Raw genomic sequence first — 14,317 nt, 5'->3', positions numbered from 1 at the left:
CGGATTCAGCCCCGCCGGTCTCCCGGGTGCGGCTGCACGCCCGTCATCAGGATGTCCAGGCCGCGCCGCGTCGTCGCCAGGACCACCCGGTCACCGGCGCGCAGGATCCGGCCCTGTGGCGGGCGCCAGTCGAAGTCCACCCGGTCGGCGCGGAATCCGGCGGGTCCGTCCACGACCGAAACCGCCCCGGGGAGCGGCCCTTCGGCGGCCCCGACGGCCAGCACCCGCCACTCGTTCTCCCGGAACGTCTCGTGCACCGAGCGCCCTTCCAGTTCGGGGTGCCCGGCCACGTCCACGCACGTGAACAGCAGGGAGCCCCGCTCCACCGGCATCACCCCCAGCACATGCCGGCCCATCATCGCGGCGGCGAACGAGGGCGCGGCCAGCGCGGAAACGCTTCTGCTCCGAGTGAGGGCGTCCGGATAGGAGGCGCGCAGGGTGCGCTGGACGGTTGCCGCGAAGTCGTCGTCGTAGAGCCTTGCCACCACGCGCACTTCGGGGTTGGTCTCCCGGACGGCCATGACGATGTCGAGGTTCTGGCCGTCGTCGCGGGTGAGGACGAGCAGCGATCCGCTCTGCCGGACGCGGGCCAGCTGGAGCACTCCCGGGGCCGTGGCGTCCTCGAGGATGAGGGGTATGCCGAGCTGGCGGGCGAGGGCGACGCCGCGGGCGAGCGGGTCGCGCTCGATGGCCACCACCTGGTGGCCGGTGGCGTGCAGACGGTCCAGCACCCGGGTGCCGACCATGCCGAGGCCCACCAGGACGATGTGCCCGTTCACGTCGTCCTCGGGCGGATGACTCGCCGAGGCGGTGCGGAAGGCCCCGGTGGCGTTCGCGGTCGCGGCGATGACGAGCGGGAGGACGGCCAACCCCACGAAACCGGCGAGCAGTTGGAGGATGCGGCGGGCGACCGACTCCTCGGTGGCCGGGTCGCCCATGGTGAAGATGTCCAGCAGCGGCAGATAGACGTTCTTCCACCAGGGATGCTCGTCGGCGAAGAGCGCGGTGGCGGTGGAGAGGCCGACCACGACTGCCGCCAATGCCCCGTAGACGGCGGCGAGTTGGTGCGAGAGGAGGACCTTCCACGGCAGGTGGGCGAGCCGGGCCCGCAGCCAGGCGCGGGGGCGGACGCGCCGGGCGCGGGCGATCGGTTCGGCGGCGAGGTGGGTGATCTCCTCCAGCATCAATCGGCCGTGCGTGAACTGCCGGTGGTACGAGGTCCGGGTGTCGGGCAGGAGCTGGGTGCCGTCCTCGCCGGCCGTCTCCGCGCTGTCCTGGCTCGCCGGGTCGTCCCGGTGCGCGCCGGACAGGACGGCGAGGGTGGCCAGGTCGGTGACCTGCGACGGCGTCCGCGCCGCCCGTACGACGCCGCGGAAGACCTTGCCCTCGATCTGGAGGGTGTGTCCGTGGCCCACGGCGGCGGCCGCCACCAGTTCCGGTACGGCGGTGTCGGCGTCGGAGAGCACCGTGGTGGAGGTGTCGTGGGCGGGGTCGTCGCACAGGCCCGCCGCCCGGTCCAGCAGCCGTTCCAGATGGCGGCCGCGCTCGCGGTTGAACATCCGGACGACCAGCCGGACCGAGGGGTTGACGGTACGGGCGAGCAGGGCGGCGGTCATGTTGACCTGGTCGTCCCGGTAGGTGAGGGCGAGGGCGGCGGCCCGCTCGACGCCCGCCGCGCGCAGGGTCCGCTCGTCGGGGCGCGCGGAGACGTGCAGTTCGACGGGCGAGTCCGGGTCGTGGTGCAGCGCGGCGATCCGGGCACCGTGCTCGTCGCTCGCGGAGGGCAGCACGACGGTGACGATCTCGCCGCACACGCCGTCGAGTTCCACGGCGAGCCGGTGCGCGAGTCCGTCGTCGCCGCAGATGACCATGTGCTGCGCTCGCTGCGCGGGGTCCGTGCGGAGGGGGAGGGTTGACGTCACACCAGGCAGAACGGCGGGCGCCGGGAAACCGGTTCCGGCCGTGTACCTGACAGCGTCCAAGATTGCGTCAAGATCACGCCAAGACCGGCAGGCGGGATCAGCCCTCACGCACCGTCCGCGCGGTGTCGAGGGCGACTCCGGTCTGGTCGGCCAGCGTCACGGCGACCAGCCGGGCCTGCAGTTCGGGCACGGGTCCCGGTCCCGGTCCCGGCCCCGGTCCCGGGGTGAGCATGAAGCGGCCGAGGTAGTGCCCGCTGCCGTACGCCCGCAGCTCGATCTCGCCCTCGGGCCAACCGCTCGCGTCGATGTCCCAGTACCGCGAGCCCACGGTCAGGCCGCCGTCGGGCTGGAGGCGCGGCGGCTGCCCCATGAGCGTGCCGTACTCGAAGCGGCAGCCACGCAGCCCGAGAAGGCCGGTCAGTTCGCGCCGCACGTGATCGACCACCATGTCGGCCGACTTGGCGGACTGCACGAGGTCCGCGGTGGCGTGAATCCGGCTGAGGTAACCGGCGTCGGTCACGGTGATGACTTCCAACCGGCGGGCCCGTGCGGCGAGTTGGGACACGATCAGACCGACGGCCAGCAGCAGCACCGCCGTTTCGACGTCGCCGTTCGCAGTGATGGCGAAGGTCTCGTACGGCCGGGTGAGGAAGAAGTCGAACCATGCCGCGGCCGACAGGGCGGCCAGCACCCCCGCCGTCCGGCTGCCGAGCGCGGAGACCGCGACGACGACGAGGACGAGGATCAGGGCGGCGTTGGTGTGCGAGACGTTCGTCCGGAACGGCACGAGCGCGAGCGCCACCAGGAACGGGACGACGAGGCCGACGGCCAGAGCGACCCGGTCCCGCGCCGGCCAGGTTGCCGCGCGCGTTCCGTCGGTGGAGCGGTGCGGCCGCCACCGCCTGGCGGCGGTACTCAACAGACTGGTCTCGGCACTCATGGGACACCTCCCGCTTTCCTGGCGCCGGTTGGGCGCTGTTGTTCGGTGAGGGCGATGTGGTCGACGGGGGCGCGGGGCTCCGCCTCCGCGATTCGCTGTGATGGTTCGGCGCGCTCGGATCTCTCCAACTGCGCGTCGCGGTCGGATGGTTCAGCGCGTTGGCGTGGCCTTGCCTGCGCGGCGAGGGCGGGCGGTTCAACGGGTCCGCGTGGCCCCGCCTGCGCGGCGGGGTCGGACACTTCGGCGGGTTCGCGTGGCCCTGCCCGCTCGGCGGGGCCGGACACTTCCGTGCGTCCGGGTCGCTCGGCCTCCGCGGCTGGCTCCACCCCCTCCAACTGCTCGGCGCGCTCGGACAGTTCAACGGGTCCGCGCAGCCCTGCCCGCTCGGCGGGGCCGGACACTTCCGTGCGTCCGGGTCGCTCGGCCTCCGCGGCTGGCTCGGCCGACTCGGCCGGCTCGCCACGCTCCACCCGCCCGGCGCACCCGGACGGTTCGGCCGAACCGCGGCGCCCCGCCCGCTCGGCACGCTCGGACACGTCGATACGCCCGGTGCACTCGACCCCCGCCGCCCGCTCGGACGACTCGGCCCCGTCGAAGCGCTCCACCCGCTCAGCCGTCTCGGCACGCTCCACCCGCCAGGCCGACTCGGCACGCACGCCTTCCTCGGCCAGTTCGCCTCGCACGCCCCCCTCAGCCGTAGCGACCTGCTCAACCTGTCCGGCCCGTCCGGTCCGTTCCGCCAACGGCAGTGACACCACCATCGTCAACCCGCCGCCCGGTGTGTCCTCCGGGGTCAGCGTGCCGTCCATCGCCTCGGTCAGGCCGCGGGACAGGGCGAGGCCCAGGCCGAGGCCGGTGGAGTTGTCGGTGTCGCCGAGGCGCTGGAAGGGCTCGAACAGGCGGTCCCGGCCCGCCGACGGGAGGCCTGGACCACGGTCCACGACGCGTAGTTCGACCCGGCCCGCGAGCGCGCTGGCGGTCACCAGCACCTTGGCCCCGGCCGCGGTGTGGCGGGCCGCGTTGCCCACCAGGTTGGCGATCACGCGCTCCAGCAAGGGCGGGTCGGCCAGCACCGCGGGGATCGCCTCCACATCCCCGACCTCGACATCGGGCGTGTCCATCAGAGCGGCCGGGAGGACCTCCTCCAGGGCCGTGGCACGCAGGTTGAGCTTGAGTACGCCCGCTTCCAGGCGGCTGAGGTCGAGGAGGTTCTCGACCAGGCGGTTGAGCTTGGCCATGGACTCGTCGGCGGTGGCGAGGAGTTCGTCCCGGTCCGCGGCGGAGAACTCGACGTCACGGCTGCGCAGCGAGGTGACCGCGGCCCAGCCCGCGGCGAGCGGGGTGCGCAGGTCGTGGCCCACGGCCCGCAGCAGCGCCGTACGCATGCGGTCGGCGGCGCGGACCGGCTCTATCTCGGCGGCGGCCTCGGCCAGCCGCGCCCGTTCCACGGCCGACCCGACGTGCGCGGCGAAGGCGGCAAGGACGCGCCGCTCGGACGAGGACAGGGTGCGCCCGCGCAACGCCAGGAAAGCTCCCGGCCCTGCCGGGACGACGGTCGCGCCCTCGGTATCCGGCGGCTCGTCGACCAGTTCCGCCGACTCCATCCCGAACGTCTCACGCGTCCGCTCCAGCAGCGCGGGGATGGTCTGGCCGCCGCGCACGATGCTCCCGGCGAGCGAGGACATCGTCTCGGCCTCGGCGGTGGCCCGCGCCGCGCGGCGCGACAGGCGCAGCGAGCGGTCGACGACGGCGGCCACCGTGGCGGCCACCACCGCGAAGACGGCCAGTGCGATCAGCGCGTTGGGATCGTCCAGCGTGAACTGGCCGATGGGCGGGATGAACCAGTAGTTGAGCAGCAGGGACGCCGTGACGGAGGCGATCACCGCGGAGACCACGCCGCCTATGCAGGCCACGCCCACCACCGAGAGCAGAAACAGCAGGGCCTCGCTGGTGAGGTTCAGCGTCCCGCGCACCTGCGCCAGGCCCGCCGTGAGCAGGAACGGCAGCACCAGTCCGGCGACCGGCCCCGCGATCCGCCGGGACGTGGAGAGCGTACGGCGCCGGGACGGCAGCAGGGTGCCGCGGCCGGCCTGCTCGTGCGTGACCCGGTGGACGTCGATGTCGCCGGAGAGCGCGACGACGGTCTCCCCCGTGCCGAGTCCCGTCAGGAACCGCTCAAGGCGTCCGCGCCGACTGGCGCCGAGGACGAGCTGAGTGGCGTTCTCGGCACGGGCGAACTCCACCAGCGAGGCGGCGACGTCGTCCCCGACCACCGAGTGATAGCTGCCCCCGAGGTCCTCGACAAGCCTCCGCTGCCGAGCCAGCGACGCATGCGAGACACCGGCGGCCAGCCCGTCGCTGCGGGCCACGTGCACCGCGAGCAGCTCGCCGCCGGCCGACCGGTCGGCGATCCGGGCGGCCCGCCGGATGAGCGTGTCCCCTTCCGGCCCGCCGGTCAGGGCGACCACCACCCGCTCGCGCGTCTCCCACACGGTGCCGATGGCGTGCTCGGCCCGGTAGCTGTTGAGCGCCTCGTCGACCCGGTCGGCCACCCACAGCAACGCCAGTTGACGCAGCGCGGTCAGATTGCCGGGCCGGAAGTAGTTGGCGAGGGCCGCGTCGATCTTCTCGGGGGCGTAGATGTTGCCGTGCGCCATACGGCGGCGCAGTCCCTCGGGCGGGATGTCGACGAGCTCGATCTGCCGGGCCCGGCGGACGACTTCGTCGGGCACCGTCTCGTGCTGCGGCACCCCGGTGATCTTCTCGACGACGTCCTTGAGGGACTCCAGGTGCTGGACGTTGACCGCGGTGATCACGTCGGTTCCGGCGGCCAGCAGCGCCTCGATGTCCTGCCAGCGCTTGGGGTTCCGGCCGCCGCCGGGGACGTTGGTGTGGGCGAACTCGTCGACGATCGCGACCTCGGGCCGGCGCGCGAGCACCGCGCCGAGGTCCATCTCCTCGAACCGCCCGCCCCGATAGGTGCATTCGGTCCGCCGCACCGTCTCGAGGCCGTCGAGCATCGCCTCGGTCCGCGGCCGCCCGTGGCACTCGGCGAACGCCACGACGACATCGGCGCCGCGGCCGGCCCGGCGGCGCCCCTCGTCGAGCATGCGGTACGTCTTGCCGACCCCGGGGGCCGCCCCGAGGTAGACCTTCAACCGTCCGCGCCGTACGTCATTCATCACCCCCAAGCGAAACGCTCCGCACGCCCACAGGTCAGTCGTCTTGACGCGTCCCTGGCGCTGCCGGCAGGGACGTTGACACTGTCTTGACGGGCCGCGGCCGGGATAGGGTGAACGCGGTGTGCCGGGAAGTCTGGTCGGCAGGGAGCCGCGGTGGCTCCTCTCGAAGTCCAGGGAGACGGCATGCGCAGCGTCGGAACGGTTCTCGCACTCGTGGTGCTGGCCACGGTGGTCGCGACGTTCGCGCGCCGGTGGCGCATTCCCGCCCCCTCTCTCCTCGTCGTCGCCGGTCTCGCCGTGGCCCTGCTGCCCGGCACCCCACAGATCGAGATCAGCCCCGAGATCATCGGCCTCGTCGTACTTCCGCCCCTGCTCTACGCCAGCGCCGAGGAGCTGTCCTGGCGCGAACTGCGGGTGGTGTGGCGGCCCGTCGGGGTACTCGCGGTGGGCCTCGTGCTGGCCTCCGCGGCGGCCGTGGGCGCGGTGGCCTCGCTGGTGACGCCGCTGTCGTGGCAGATGGCACTCGTCCTGGGCGCGGTCCTGGCCAGCACCGACCCCGTGGCGGTCACCGCCCTGGGCAGACGGCTCGCCCTGCCGCCGAAGGTGCAGGTCATGGTCCAGGCCGAGAGCCTGTTCAACGACGCGACCTCACTGGTCCTCTTTCGGGTCGCGGTGAGCGTCGCGGTGGCCTCGGCGGCCGCCGACTGGGGAGCGGCGGGCGGCGAGTTCCTGCTGCTCGCGGGCGGCGGCACGCTCATCGGGGCCGCCGTCGCAGGCGTCGTCGCACTGATCCGCCGGCGCACCGAGGACCCGGTCCTGGAGACGGTGATCGCCCTGGTCACGCCCTACGCGGCCTACGTCCTGGCAGAGGCCGCGCACACCTCCGGCGTCACCTCGGTCGTGGTGGCCGGCGTGGTGCTGGGCGGCCGCGGCGAGAAACTCACCAACGCCCGGATACGGCTCCAACTCCACGCCGTCTACGGCACGGTGGTGTTCCTCCTGGAGAGCGTGGTGTTCTCGCTCATAGGGCTGGCCCTGCCCGCTCAGGTGAAGGCGCTGTCCGACGGCGACAAGGCATGGCCCCTGTACGCACTGGCGGTGGCGGGCACCCTGATCGCCGTACGACTGCTGTGGCTGGCGCCGTTGTCGGCGGTGGTGCAGCGCAAGGGCGGCATCCAGCGGATGAACTGGCGGGTGCCCATGGTGCTGACCTGGGCCGGCACCCGGGGCGTCGTACCGCTGGCCGCCGCGCTGTCCATCCCGGAGGCCACGCGCAACGGGACCCCCCTATCGGAACGGCCCCTGGTGCTGGTGCTGACCACCTCGGTCGTGGTCGTCACGCTCGTCGTCCAGGGCTTCACGCTCGCGCCCGTCGTCCGCCGCTCCGGCATCGCCCTGGAGCCCGACCACACTGAGCGCGAGGAGGCCGCCGCACGCTGCAGCCTGGCCGGCGCGGGCATCAAACGGCTCGAGGAACTGTCGGAATTGGAGGCCGTGCCGAGCGTGGTCCTGGACCGCCTCCGCCGGGGCCTGAACGCCCGCCTCGACGACGCCCGCGACCGCCTCGCCGACAGCAACGGCCACGGCCACGGCCACGGCCACGGCGTACCGACCGAGTCCGCCGACCTGGTCTACCGCCAGCTCCGCCGGGACCTGATAGGGGTCGAGGCAGCCGAGTTGCAGCGCCTGTACGACGACCACGCCATCAGCGACACGACCCGCCGCCGACTCCAGCGATCCCTGGACCTGGAAGAGGCACGGCTCGCGGACGCGTGAGTCACAGGGCACTCAGCAGCGGAACTCGACCGACCGCGACCGGAGTTCCAGCCCCTCGCCCCTGGCCCGCACGGCCTCCCTCCAGCGGTCCCGCCCCAACCACCCGGCCCGTCGCTGCTCCCGGCGCCGCTGCCCACGTACCCCTACTCCTACGTCAGGCACCCGAACAAGCCCGCAACAAGCCGGCGACCTCCTCGTCGCCCCACCGGCCGCACTCTTCGCCGAGCCGCCCGGACGACCTCGTACGACATCACGCTGAGTGTCCCCCTCGACGTCACGCTGGGTGCCCCCTCCGAACCGCCGCCCCCTGCGGGCTGCCACGACCGCCATGGCCACCCTGACCGCCATCCCCGCCGTCCATACAGCCCAGCCGACGTCCGAAGTGACTCGCTGTTCCTTCCTTGATGCGCGGCCAACGCGGACAAGGCCAGTCTTAACGGAAGCTTGACGCCCACGGCCCCATGATCCGTGGGCCCAGGCGTCACGCTCCGCTTACGCTGGTGCCGCCGTCCGCGTGATGGCCGGATCCCACACGCTGAGCCGCACATCAGGAGCACGCCGATGGCCACGACCGAACACCCTCCGCCCAGTCGCCTGCGCGCCTGGATGCTGGAGGGCCTGTCCGACATGGGCAAGGGTGTCCAGCAGGCCCCGCGCGCCGAGCCGGAGCCCGTGCACAAGGGGCAGCGCTGGTATCGCGTGATGTGCCTGACCGGTGTCGACTACTTCTCGACGCTGGGTTACCAGCCGGGCATCGCGGCCCTGGCCGCCGGCCTCCTCTCACCGGTGGCGACCGTCGTCCTCGTGATCGTGACGCTCGCCGGCGCCCTGCCGGTCTACCGGCGGGTGGCCGAGGAGAGCCCGCACGGCGAGGGCTCGATCTCGATGCTGGAGCGACTGCTGTCGTTCTGGCAGGGCAAGCTGTTCGTGCTGACCCTCCTCGGCTTCGCCGCCACCGACTTCCTGATCACCATCACGCTCTCGGCGGCGGACGCCTCGACCCACCTCGTCGAGAACCCGCACCTGACCAGCACCCTGCACGACAAGCAGATGGTGATCACCCTGATCCTCGTCGCCCTGCTCGGCGCGGTGTTCCTCAAGGGCTTCCTGGAGGCGATCGGCGTCGCGGTCGCCCTCGTGGTGGTCTACCTCGGCCTCAATGTCGTCGTCGTGGCCGTCGGCATGTACCACGTGCTCACCGAGGGCCAGTTGGTCACCGACTGGTCCAACGCCCTCACCGCCGAGCACGGCAACGTGTTCGCCATGATCGGTGTCTCCCTCCTCGTCTTCCCCAAGCTCGCGCTCGGCCTCTCCGGCTTCGAGACCGGCGTCGCGGTCATGCCGCACGTACAGGGCGATCCGGACGACACGGAGGAGAACCCGAAGGGCCGCATCCGGGACACGAAGAAGCTCCTCACGGCCGCCGCCCTGATCATGAGCGTGTTCCTGATCGCGACGAGCTTCATCACCACCGTGCTGATCCCGGAGAAGGAGTTCGAGCCCGGCGGCCAGGCCAACGGACGCGCCCTCGCCTATCTGTCGCACGAGTACCTGGGCAACGCCTTCGGCACGGTCTACGACGTCTCGACCATCGCGATCCTCTGGTTCGCCGGCGCCTCCGCCATGGCCGGCCTGCTCAACCTGATGCCCCGCTATCTGCCCCGCTACGGCATGGCCCCGCACTGGGCCCGCGCCGTCCGCCCGATGGTGATCGTCTTCACGCTGATCGGTTTCCTGGTCACCTGGATCTTCAACGCCGACGTCGACGCCCAGGGCGGCGCCTACGCGACCGGCGTCCTGGTGCTCATGTCCTCGGCGGCGATCGCGGTGACCATCGCCGCCCGCCGCGCCCAGCAGAAGGGCTGGACGATCGGCTTCGCCACGGTCTCGGCGGTCCTGCTCTACGTCACCGTGGCCAACGTCATCGAGCGCCCCGACGGCGTCAAGATCGGTGCCTGCTTCATCGCCGGCATCATCCTGGTCTCCCTGCTGTCGCGGCTGGCCCGTGCCTTCGAGCTCCGCGTCACCAGCGTGACGCTGGACGACATGGCGGAACGTTTCATCCGAGACATGTCCAGCCGCAAGATCCGGTTCATCGCCAATGAGCCCGACCAGCGGGACAAGGCCGAGTACCGCGACAAGATCGAGCAGATCCAGAACGACAACGACATCCCCGGCGAGGACTTCGTCTTCGTCGAGGTCACGGTCCTCGACCCCTCCGAGTTCGAGGCGGGTCTGACGGTCCGCGGCGAGGTCCTCCACAACCGCTACCGCGTCCTGACCCTGGAGTCCTCCTCCATCCCGAACGCGCTCGCCGCCCTGCTCCTGCACGTCCGCGACTCCACCAACTGCACGCCGCACATGTACTTCGAGTGGACCGAGGGCAACCCCTTCACCAACTTCCTGCGCTTCTTCCTCTTCGGCCAGGGCGAGGTCGCCCCGGTCACCCGCGAGGTCCTGCGCGAGGCAGAACCGGACCGCGAACGCCGCCCGCGCGTCCACACGGGCTGAGCGGGGCGGCCCGGCCTCCGCGGAACGGCATCCCTCGATACGGCGTCCCTCGATACGGCATCTCTCGATACGGCATCCTCCGATACGGCGACTGTCTTGGAACAGCTGCCTGTTGGGGCGTCCCTCTGTGAGAGCGGCTGCATGCCGGAGCGGCTCCCTATCGGGGCGACTGCCTGTCCGGACGGCCGTCTGCCGGAGCGACCGCCTGTCCGCACGGCTGCCTATCGGAGCGGCTGCCTATGGGGCCGACTGTCAGTCCGCACGGCTGCCTGTCCGGACGACTGTCTGTCGGAACGGCTGCATCCAGGGGCGCCTGCCTGTCCCGACAGCTGCCTGTCGGAGCGGCAGCGCCAGGCGAGCCACCAGCCGCCGGTCGACCCCCGCCCACGCGCGTCAGGATCCCGTCAAGATCCGGCCCTACGGCGTCAGAGCACCGTCAGCGGCGGCGACCGACCGCCCCGGGCGGCCTACGTTCGCCTCATGCAACGGAGCAGACCGCCGAACCCGGCCGGCGACCGCCATTGGCGGGGCAGCGCCCGACTGGCGGCGTGCTGCGCCCTGGTCTTCTGTGCCATGACGCTGCTGGTCGACTGGGACGCGGAGACCCTGACCCCGCCGCGCGCCCTGCTGTGGCTCACGCTCTCGGCGGGCGTCTTCGCCATCCTGCTCCCGCCCAGGGTCACGGCGGGCCCTGGCTGGCTCGCGGTGCGCGGCCCCGTCCGCCGGCACATGGTCCGTACGGACGCCCTGGTCGCCGTACGCCAATTCAGCGGCGCCTCCTCGCACTTGGTTCTGCGCGACGCCCACGGCCACCAACTGGAACTCGACCCCCGCGTCCTGGTCGCCGACCCGCTGCTGTGGCACGAACTGGACACGGGCGTACGCCGCTCGGTCGAACGCGGCACGCTGCGCCAGGGCACGGAGGTACTCCTGCGGCTCGGCCACCGGATCGACGGCGAGACCGCTCAGGCGGTGCTCAGAGCGTCGGGGCTTTCCTGACGAACCCACGCCGCTGCGGACGTACCACCACCCGGCCGAAGTCCATCCGGCCGTGTATCTCCACCCGCAGGTCCACCGGGACGCCCGGATCACCGGCCGGACGCGACTTGATCTTGGCGTATCCGATCACCAGGGCGTCCGTGTCCACGACCACGCCCGGCCGGGTCACCAGCCGCAGGGCACCCCCGCGCATGTCGAGGTCGATGTGCAGCGTGTCGTGCGCGATCACCGCGTTCGTGAAGTCGAGCGTCACATCGCCCCACTCCGACTCGATCTCCAGGCGCCTCGGCACCACCCACCCGTCCCCACGCCGGGCCGATCCGCCGCGCTGCTCGATACGCACGACATCTTTCACCTCGGCCACGACTCCGCCGGCAATGGATGGCAGGTCCGCCGTGAGCACGGCCAACTCCCCCATCGTGCGCGCCGACAACGCGGCCTCGACGCGCTCGTCGAGCTCCTCCGAGGTCAGCCGACCGTCCCCGGCGGCGATGCGCAGCACGTCCACGACCCGGTCCCGGTCCGCGTGCGAAGCCCTCAGCTCGAGCGAGGCGGCAGCACCGGACGCCCCGCCACCCCGCGACAGCTCACCGGACATGTCCTCACTCCCCTCCCACGCGACGGACTAACGTTATATCGCGTTATACCCAACGCTCAACCCCACGTCCGCCAGGGCCCGTTCCCGGCCCTATCGTGATCCGCATGCAGAGCTACACGATCGGCCAGGCAGCACGACTGCTCGGCGTCAGCCCCGACACCGCGCGCCGCTGGGCGGACGCCGGCCGGGTGGCGACCCATCGCGACGAGGGCGGGCGGCGGCTCATCGAAGGCCGGGACCTGGCCGCCTTCTCCGTCGAACTCGCCAAGGCGGGCAACGCCGAGGAGGAGACCTCCTACACCTCGGTCCGCAACGCGTTCCCCGGAATCGTCACCGCGATCAAACTCGGCGACGTGGCGGCCCAGGTCGAGATCCAGGCCGGCCCGCACCGCCTGGTCTCGCTGCTGACCCGCGAGGCCGTCGAGGAGCTGGGCCTTGAGGTCGGCATGGAGGCCACCGCCCGAGTGAAGTCGACAAACGTACACATCGACCGCACCTGACCCGGGACACCGCTCCCGCCCCGGACGCCACTCCCGTACGAACGCACATGCGGCACGTATCGCCTTACGGCCCAGCTCATGCGATGCGACAGGAGACTTACACCTCGCATATGCGCCAGTATGATCGGCGCACGGGAGGAGCCCGACGGTCTCCTCCACGAAGAAACAGAGGGAGTGGACCCTTGATGACCCGTTCCGCGCGCCGGACCCGCCGGACCCTGCAGGCGGCCGGTGCAGGAGCCGCAGCGCTGTTGGCCCTGAGCGCCTGCTCCTCGTCCGACGACTCCTCCTCCACGAAGTCGGACTCCTCGGCGTCGGCGTCCTCGTCGCCCAAGCTGTCCGGAACCGTGACGGTCTTCGCCGCGGCCTCCCTCCAGGAGAGCTTCACGACCCTGGGCAAGGAGTTCGAGAAGGCCCATCCCGGCACGAAGGTCACCTTCAGCTTCGGCGGCAGCGACAGCCTCGCCGCCGGCATCACCGGCGGCGCCCCCGCCGACGTCTTCGCCTCCGCCAGCCCCAAGACGATGGCGATCGTGACGGACAAGAAGGACAACGCCACCGAGCCGGCCACCTTCGTCCGCAACCAGCTGGAGATCGCCACCCTGCCGGGCAACCCCGACAAGGTCGCCTCCCTGAAGGACCTCACCAAGTCCTCGCTGAAGGTCGTCCTGTGCGACAAGACGGTGCCCTGCGGCGCCGCCGCCCAGAAGGCACTGGATGCCAGCAAGCTGAAGCTCACCCCGGTCTCCTACGAGGAGGACGTCAAGAGCGCCCTGAACAAGGTGGTGCTCAAGGAGGCCGACGCCGCCGTCGTCTACAAGACGGATGTGAAGGCCGCGGGCAGCAAGGTGGAGGGCGTGGAGTTCCCCGAGTCCGCCGGCGCCATCAACGACTACCCGATCGCCCTGCTCAAGAACGCGAAGAACCCGGAGGCCGCCAAGGCGTTCATCGCGCTCGTGCAGTCCGCCGAGGGCCAGAAGGTCCTGAGCGAGGCCGGGTTCCTCAAGCCGTGACCCCGACCGAGAAGTCCGACGCCGCGGCCGACACCCTCCAGGGCGGCCCGCGGCGCGGGCGTGTCCGGACGGGCCGGCGCGGGGTTCCGCTGCCCCTGCTGGTGCCGGCGCTGATCGGCCTGGCGTTCCTGTTGCTGCCACTGGTCGCCCTTCTCGTACGGGCTCCGTGGAGCACCATGCCGGAACAGCTGACCAGCGCCGAGGTGTGGCAGGCCCTGCGGCTCTCGCTGGTGTGCGCGACGGCGGCGACCGCGGCGTGCCTGGTCATCGGCGTGCCGCTGGCCTGGCTGCTGGCCCGCACGGACTTCCCGGGACGCGGCTTCGTACGCGCCCTGGTGACCCTGCCGCTCGTGCTGCCCCCGGTGGTCGGCGGTGTGGCCCTGCTGCTCGCCCTCGGCCGCAACGGCGTGGTCGGCCAGTGGCTGGACTCCTGGTTCGGCATCACGCTCCCCTTCACCACCGCGGGGGTCGTCGTCGCGGAGACCTTCGTCGCGTTGCCGTTCCTCGTCATCAGTGTGGAGGGCACGCTGCGCGCCGCCGACCCGCGCTACGAGGAGGCGGCCACCACCCTGGGCGCCTCCCGCTTCACCGCGTTCCGCCGGGTCACCCTGCCGCTGATCGCGCCGGGCGTCGCGGCGGGCGCCGTGCTGGCCTGGGCGCGGGCCCTGGGCGAGTTCGGCGCGACGATCACTTTCGCGGGCAACTTCCCGGGCCGCACCCAGACCATGCCACTCGCGGTCTACCTGGCCCTGCAGAACAACCCGGAGGCCGCGATCGCCCTCAGCCTGGTCCTGCTGGCGGTGTCGATCGCGGTGCTGGCGGGCTTGCGGGACCGTTGGATGACGGCGTCATGACGCAGACCCACGGGAAGCCAGT

At 71.8% G+C, this 14,317-nt stretch carries 9 protein-coding genes and 1 pseudogene; 6 read left to right on the top strand and 4 right to left on the bottom strand.

The features are described 5' to 3' along the window. Window positions 1-5: 5 nt before the first annotated feature. The 3 genes and pseudogenes from OG303_RS41220 to OG303_RS41210 form a co-directional block, all read right to left on the bottom strand. The gene (locus OG303_RS41220) at window positions 6-1,922 is read right to left on the bottom strand and encodes an NAD-binding protein (protein ID WP_405875008.1); all 1,917 of its coding nucleotides are present in this window, start codon (window positions 1,920-1,922) and stop codon (window positions 6-8) included. 97 nt (window positions 1,923-2,019) lie between these two features. Next, window positions 2,020-2,862, bottom strand: a complete 843-nt coding sequence (locus tag OG303_RS41215; protein ID WP_405875007.1) for a DUF4118 domain-containing protein — start codon at window positions 2,860-2,862, stop codon at window positions 2,020-2,022. A gap of 728 nt (window positions 2,863-3,590) precedes the next feature. Continuing rightward, window positions 3,591-6,044, bottom strand: a pseudogene (locus OG303_RS41210) (ATP-binding protein); the annotation flags it as partial. Between the two features lie 183 nt (window positions 6,045-6,227). Between OG303_RS41210 and OG303_RS41205 the strand changes: the two are divergent. From OG303_RS41205 to OG303_RS41195, 3 genes are all read left to right on the top strand, one after another. Beyond that, window positions 6,228-7,820 (top strand): Na+/H+ antiporter, encoded by a 1,593-nt coding sequence (locus OG303_RS41205; RefSeq protein ID WP_405875006.1) that lies wholly within the window; start codon window positions 6,228-6,230, stop codon window positions 7,818-7,820. Between the two features lie 561 nt (window positions 7,821-8,381). Next, window positions 8,382-10,331: an amino acid transporter gene (locus tag OG303_RS41200; protein ID WP_405875005.1), complete on the top strand. Its 1,950-nt coding sequence runs from the start codon at window positions 8,382-8,384 to the stop codon at window positions 10,329-10,331. Between the two features lie 480 nt (window positions 10,332-10,811). Beyond that, complete coding sequence (locus OG303_RS41195; RefSeq protein ID WP_405875004.1) at window positions 10,812-11,330, top strand: hypothetical protein; 519 nt, start codon at window positions 10,812-10,814, stop codon at window positions 11,328-11,330. Here OG303_RS41195 and OG303_RS41190 read toward each other — a convergent pair. Then, complete coding sequence (locus OG303_RS41190) at window positions 11,308-11,928, bottom strand: DUF1707 domain-containing protein (protein ID WP_405875003.1); 621 nt, start codon at window positions 11,926-11,928, stop codon at window positions 11,308-11,310. The two genes, OG303_RS41195 and OG303_RS41190, sit on opposite strands and share 23 nt — an antisense overlap. 104 nt (window positions 11,929-12,032) lie before the next feature. Here OG303_RS41190 and OG303_RS41185 point away from each other — a divergent pair, with 104 nt between their 5' ends. The 3 genes from OG303_RS41185 (at window position 12,033) to OG303_RS41175 (ending at window position 14,295) form a co-directional block, all read left to right on the top strand. Further along, window positions 12,033-12,428, top strand: a complete 396-nt coding sequence (locus OG303_RS41185; RefSeq protein WP_405875002.1) for a molybdopterin-binding protein — start codon at window positions 12,033-12,035, stop codon at window positions 12,426-12,428. A 185-nt stretch (window positions 12,429-12,613) separates the two neighbouring features. Further along, the gene (gene modA / locus OG303_RS41180; protein ID WP_405875001.1) at window positions 12,614-13,441 is read left to right on the top strand and encodes a molybdate ABC transporter substrate-binding protein; all 828 of its coding nucleotides are present in this window, start codon (window positions 12,614-12,616) and stop codon (window positions 13,439-13,441) included. Further along, window positions 13,438-14,295 carry an ABC transporter permease gene (locus tag OG303_RS41175; RefSeq protein ID WP_405875000.1) on the top strand — a complete coding sequence of 286 codons (858 nt, stop codon included), beginning with the start codon at window positions 13,438-13,440 and terminating at the stop codon, window positions 14,293-14,295. Before modA ends, OG303_RS41175 begins: the two co-directional genes overlap by 4 nt. The last annotated feature ends 22 nt before the right edge of the window (window positions 14,296-14,317 follow it).

The organism is Streptomyces sp. NBC_00005, from assembly GCF_045160215.1.
Taxonomy (GTDB): domain Bacteria; phylum Actinomycetota; class Actinomycetes; order Streptomycetales; family Streptomycetaceae; genus Streptomyces.
This window is presented reverse-complemented; position numbering and strand designations above follow the sequence as displayed.

Excerpts from the sequence above, each read along its gene's own strand:
- OG303_RS41190 (WP_405875003.1), bottom strand. The coding sequence starts at position 11,928 with ATGTCCGGTGAGCTGTCGCGGGGTGGCGGGGCGTCCGGTGCTGCCGCC.
- OG303_RS41205 (WP_405875006.1), top strand. The coding sequence starts at position 6,228 with ATGCGCAGCGTCGGAACGGTTCTCGCACTCGTGGTGCTGGCCACGGTG.
- OG303_RS41215 (WP_405875007.1), bottom strand. The coding sequence starts at position 2,862 with ATGAGTGCCGAGACCAGTCTGTTGAGTACCGCCGCCAGGCGGTGGCGG.
- OG303_RS41185 (WP_405875002.1), top strand. The coding sequence starts at position 12,033 with ATGCAGAGCTACACGATCGGCCAGGCAGCACGACTGCTCGGCGTCAGC.
- OG303_RS41195 (WP_405875004.1), top strand. The coding sequence starts at position 10,812 with ATGCAACGGAGCAGACCGCCGAACCCGGCCGGCGACCGCCATTGGCGG.
- modA (WP_405875001.1), top strand. The coding sequence starts at position 12,614 with ATGACCCGTTCCGCGCGCCGGACCCGCCGGACCCTGCAGGCGGCCGGT.
- OG303_RS41200 (WP_405875005.1), top strand. The coding sequence starts at position 8,382 with ATGGCCACGACCGAACACCCTCCGCCCAGTCGCCTGCGCGCCTGGATG.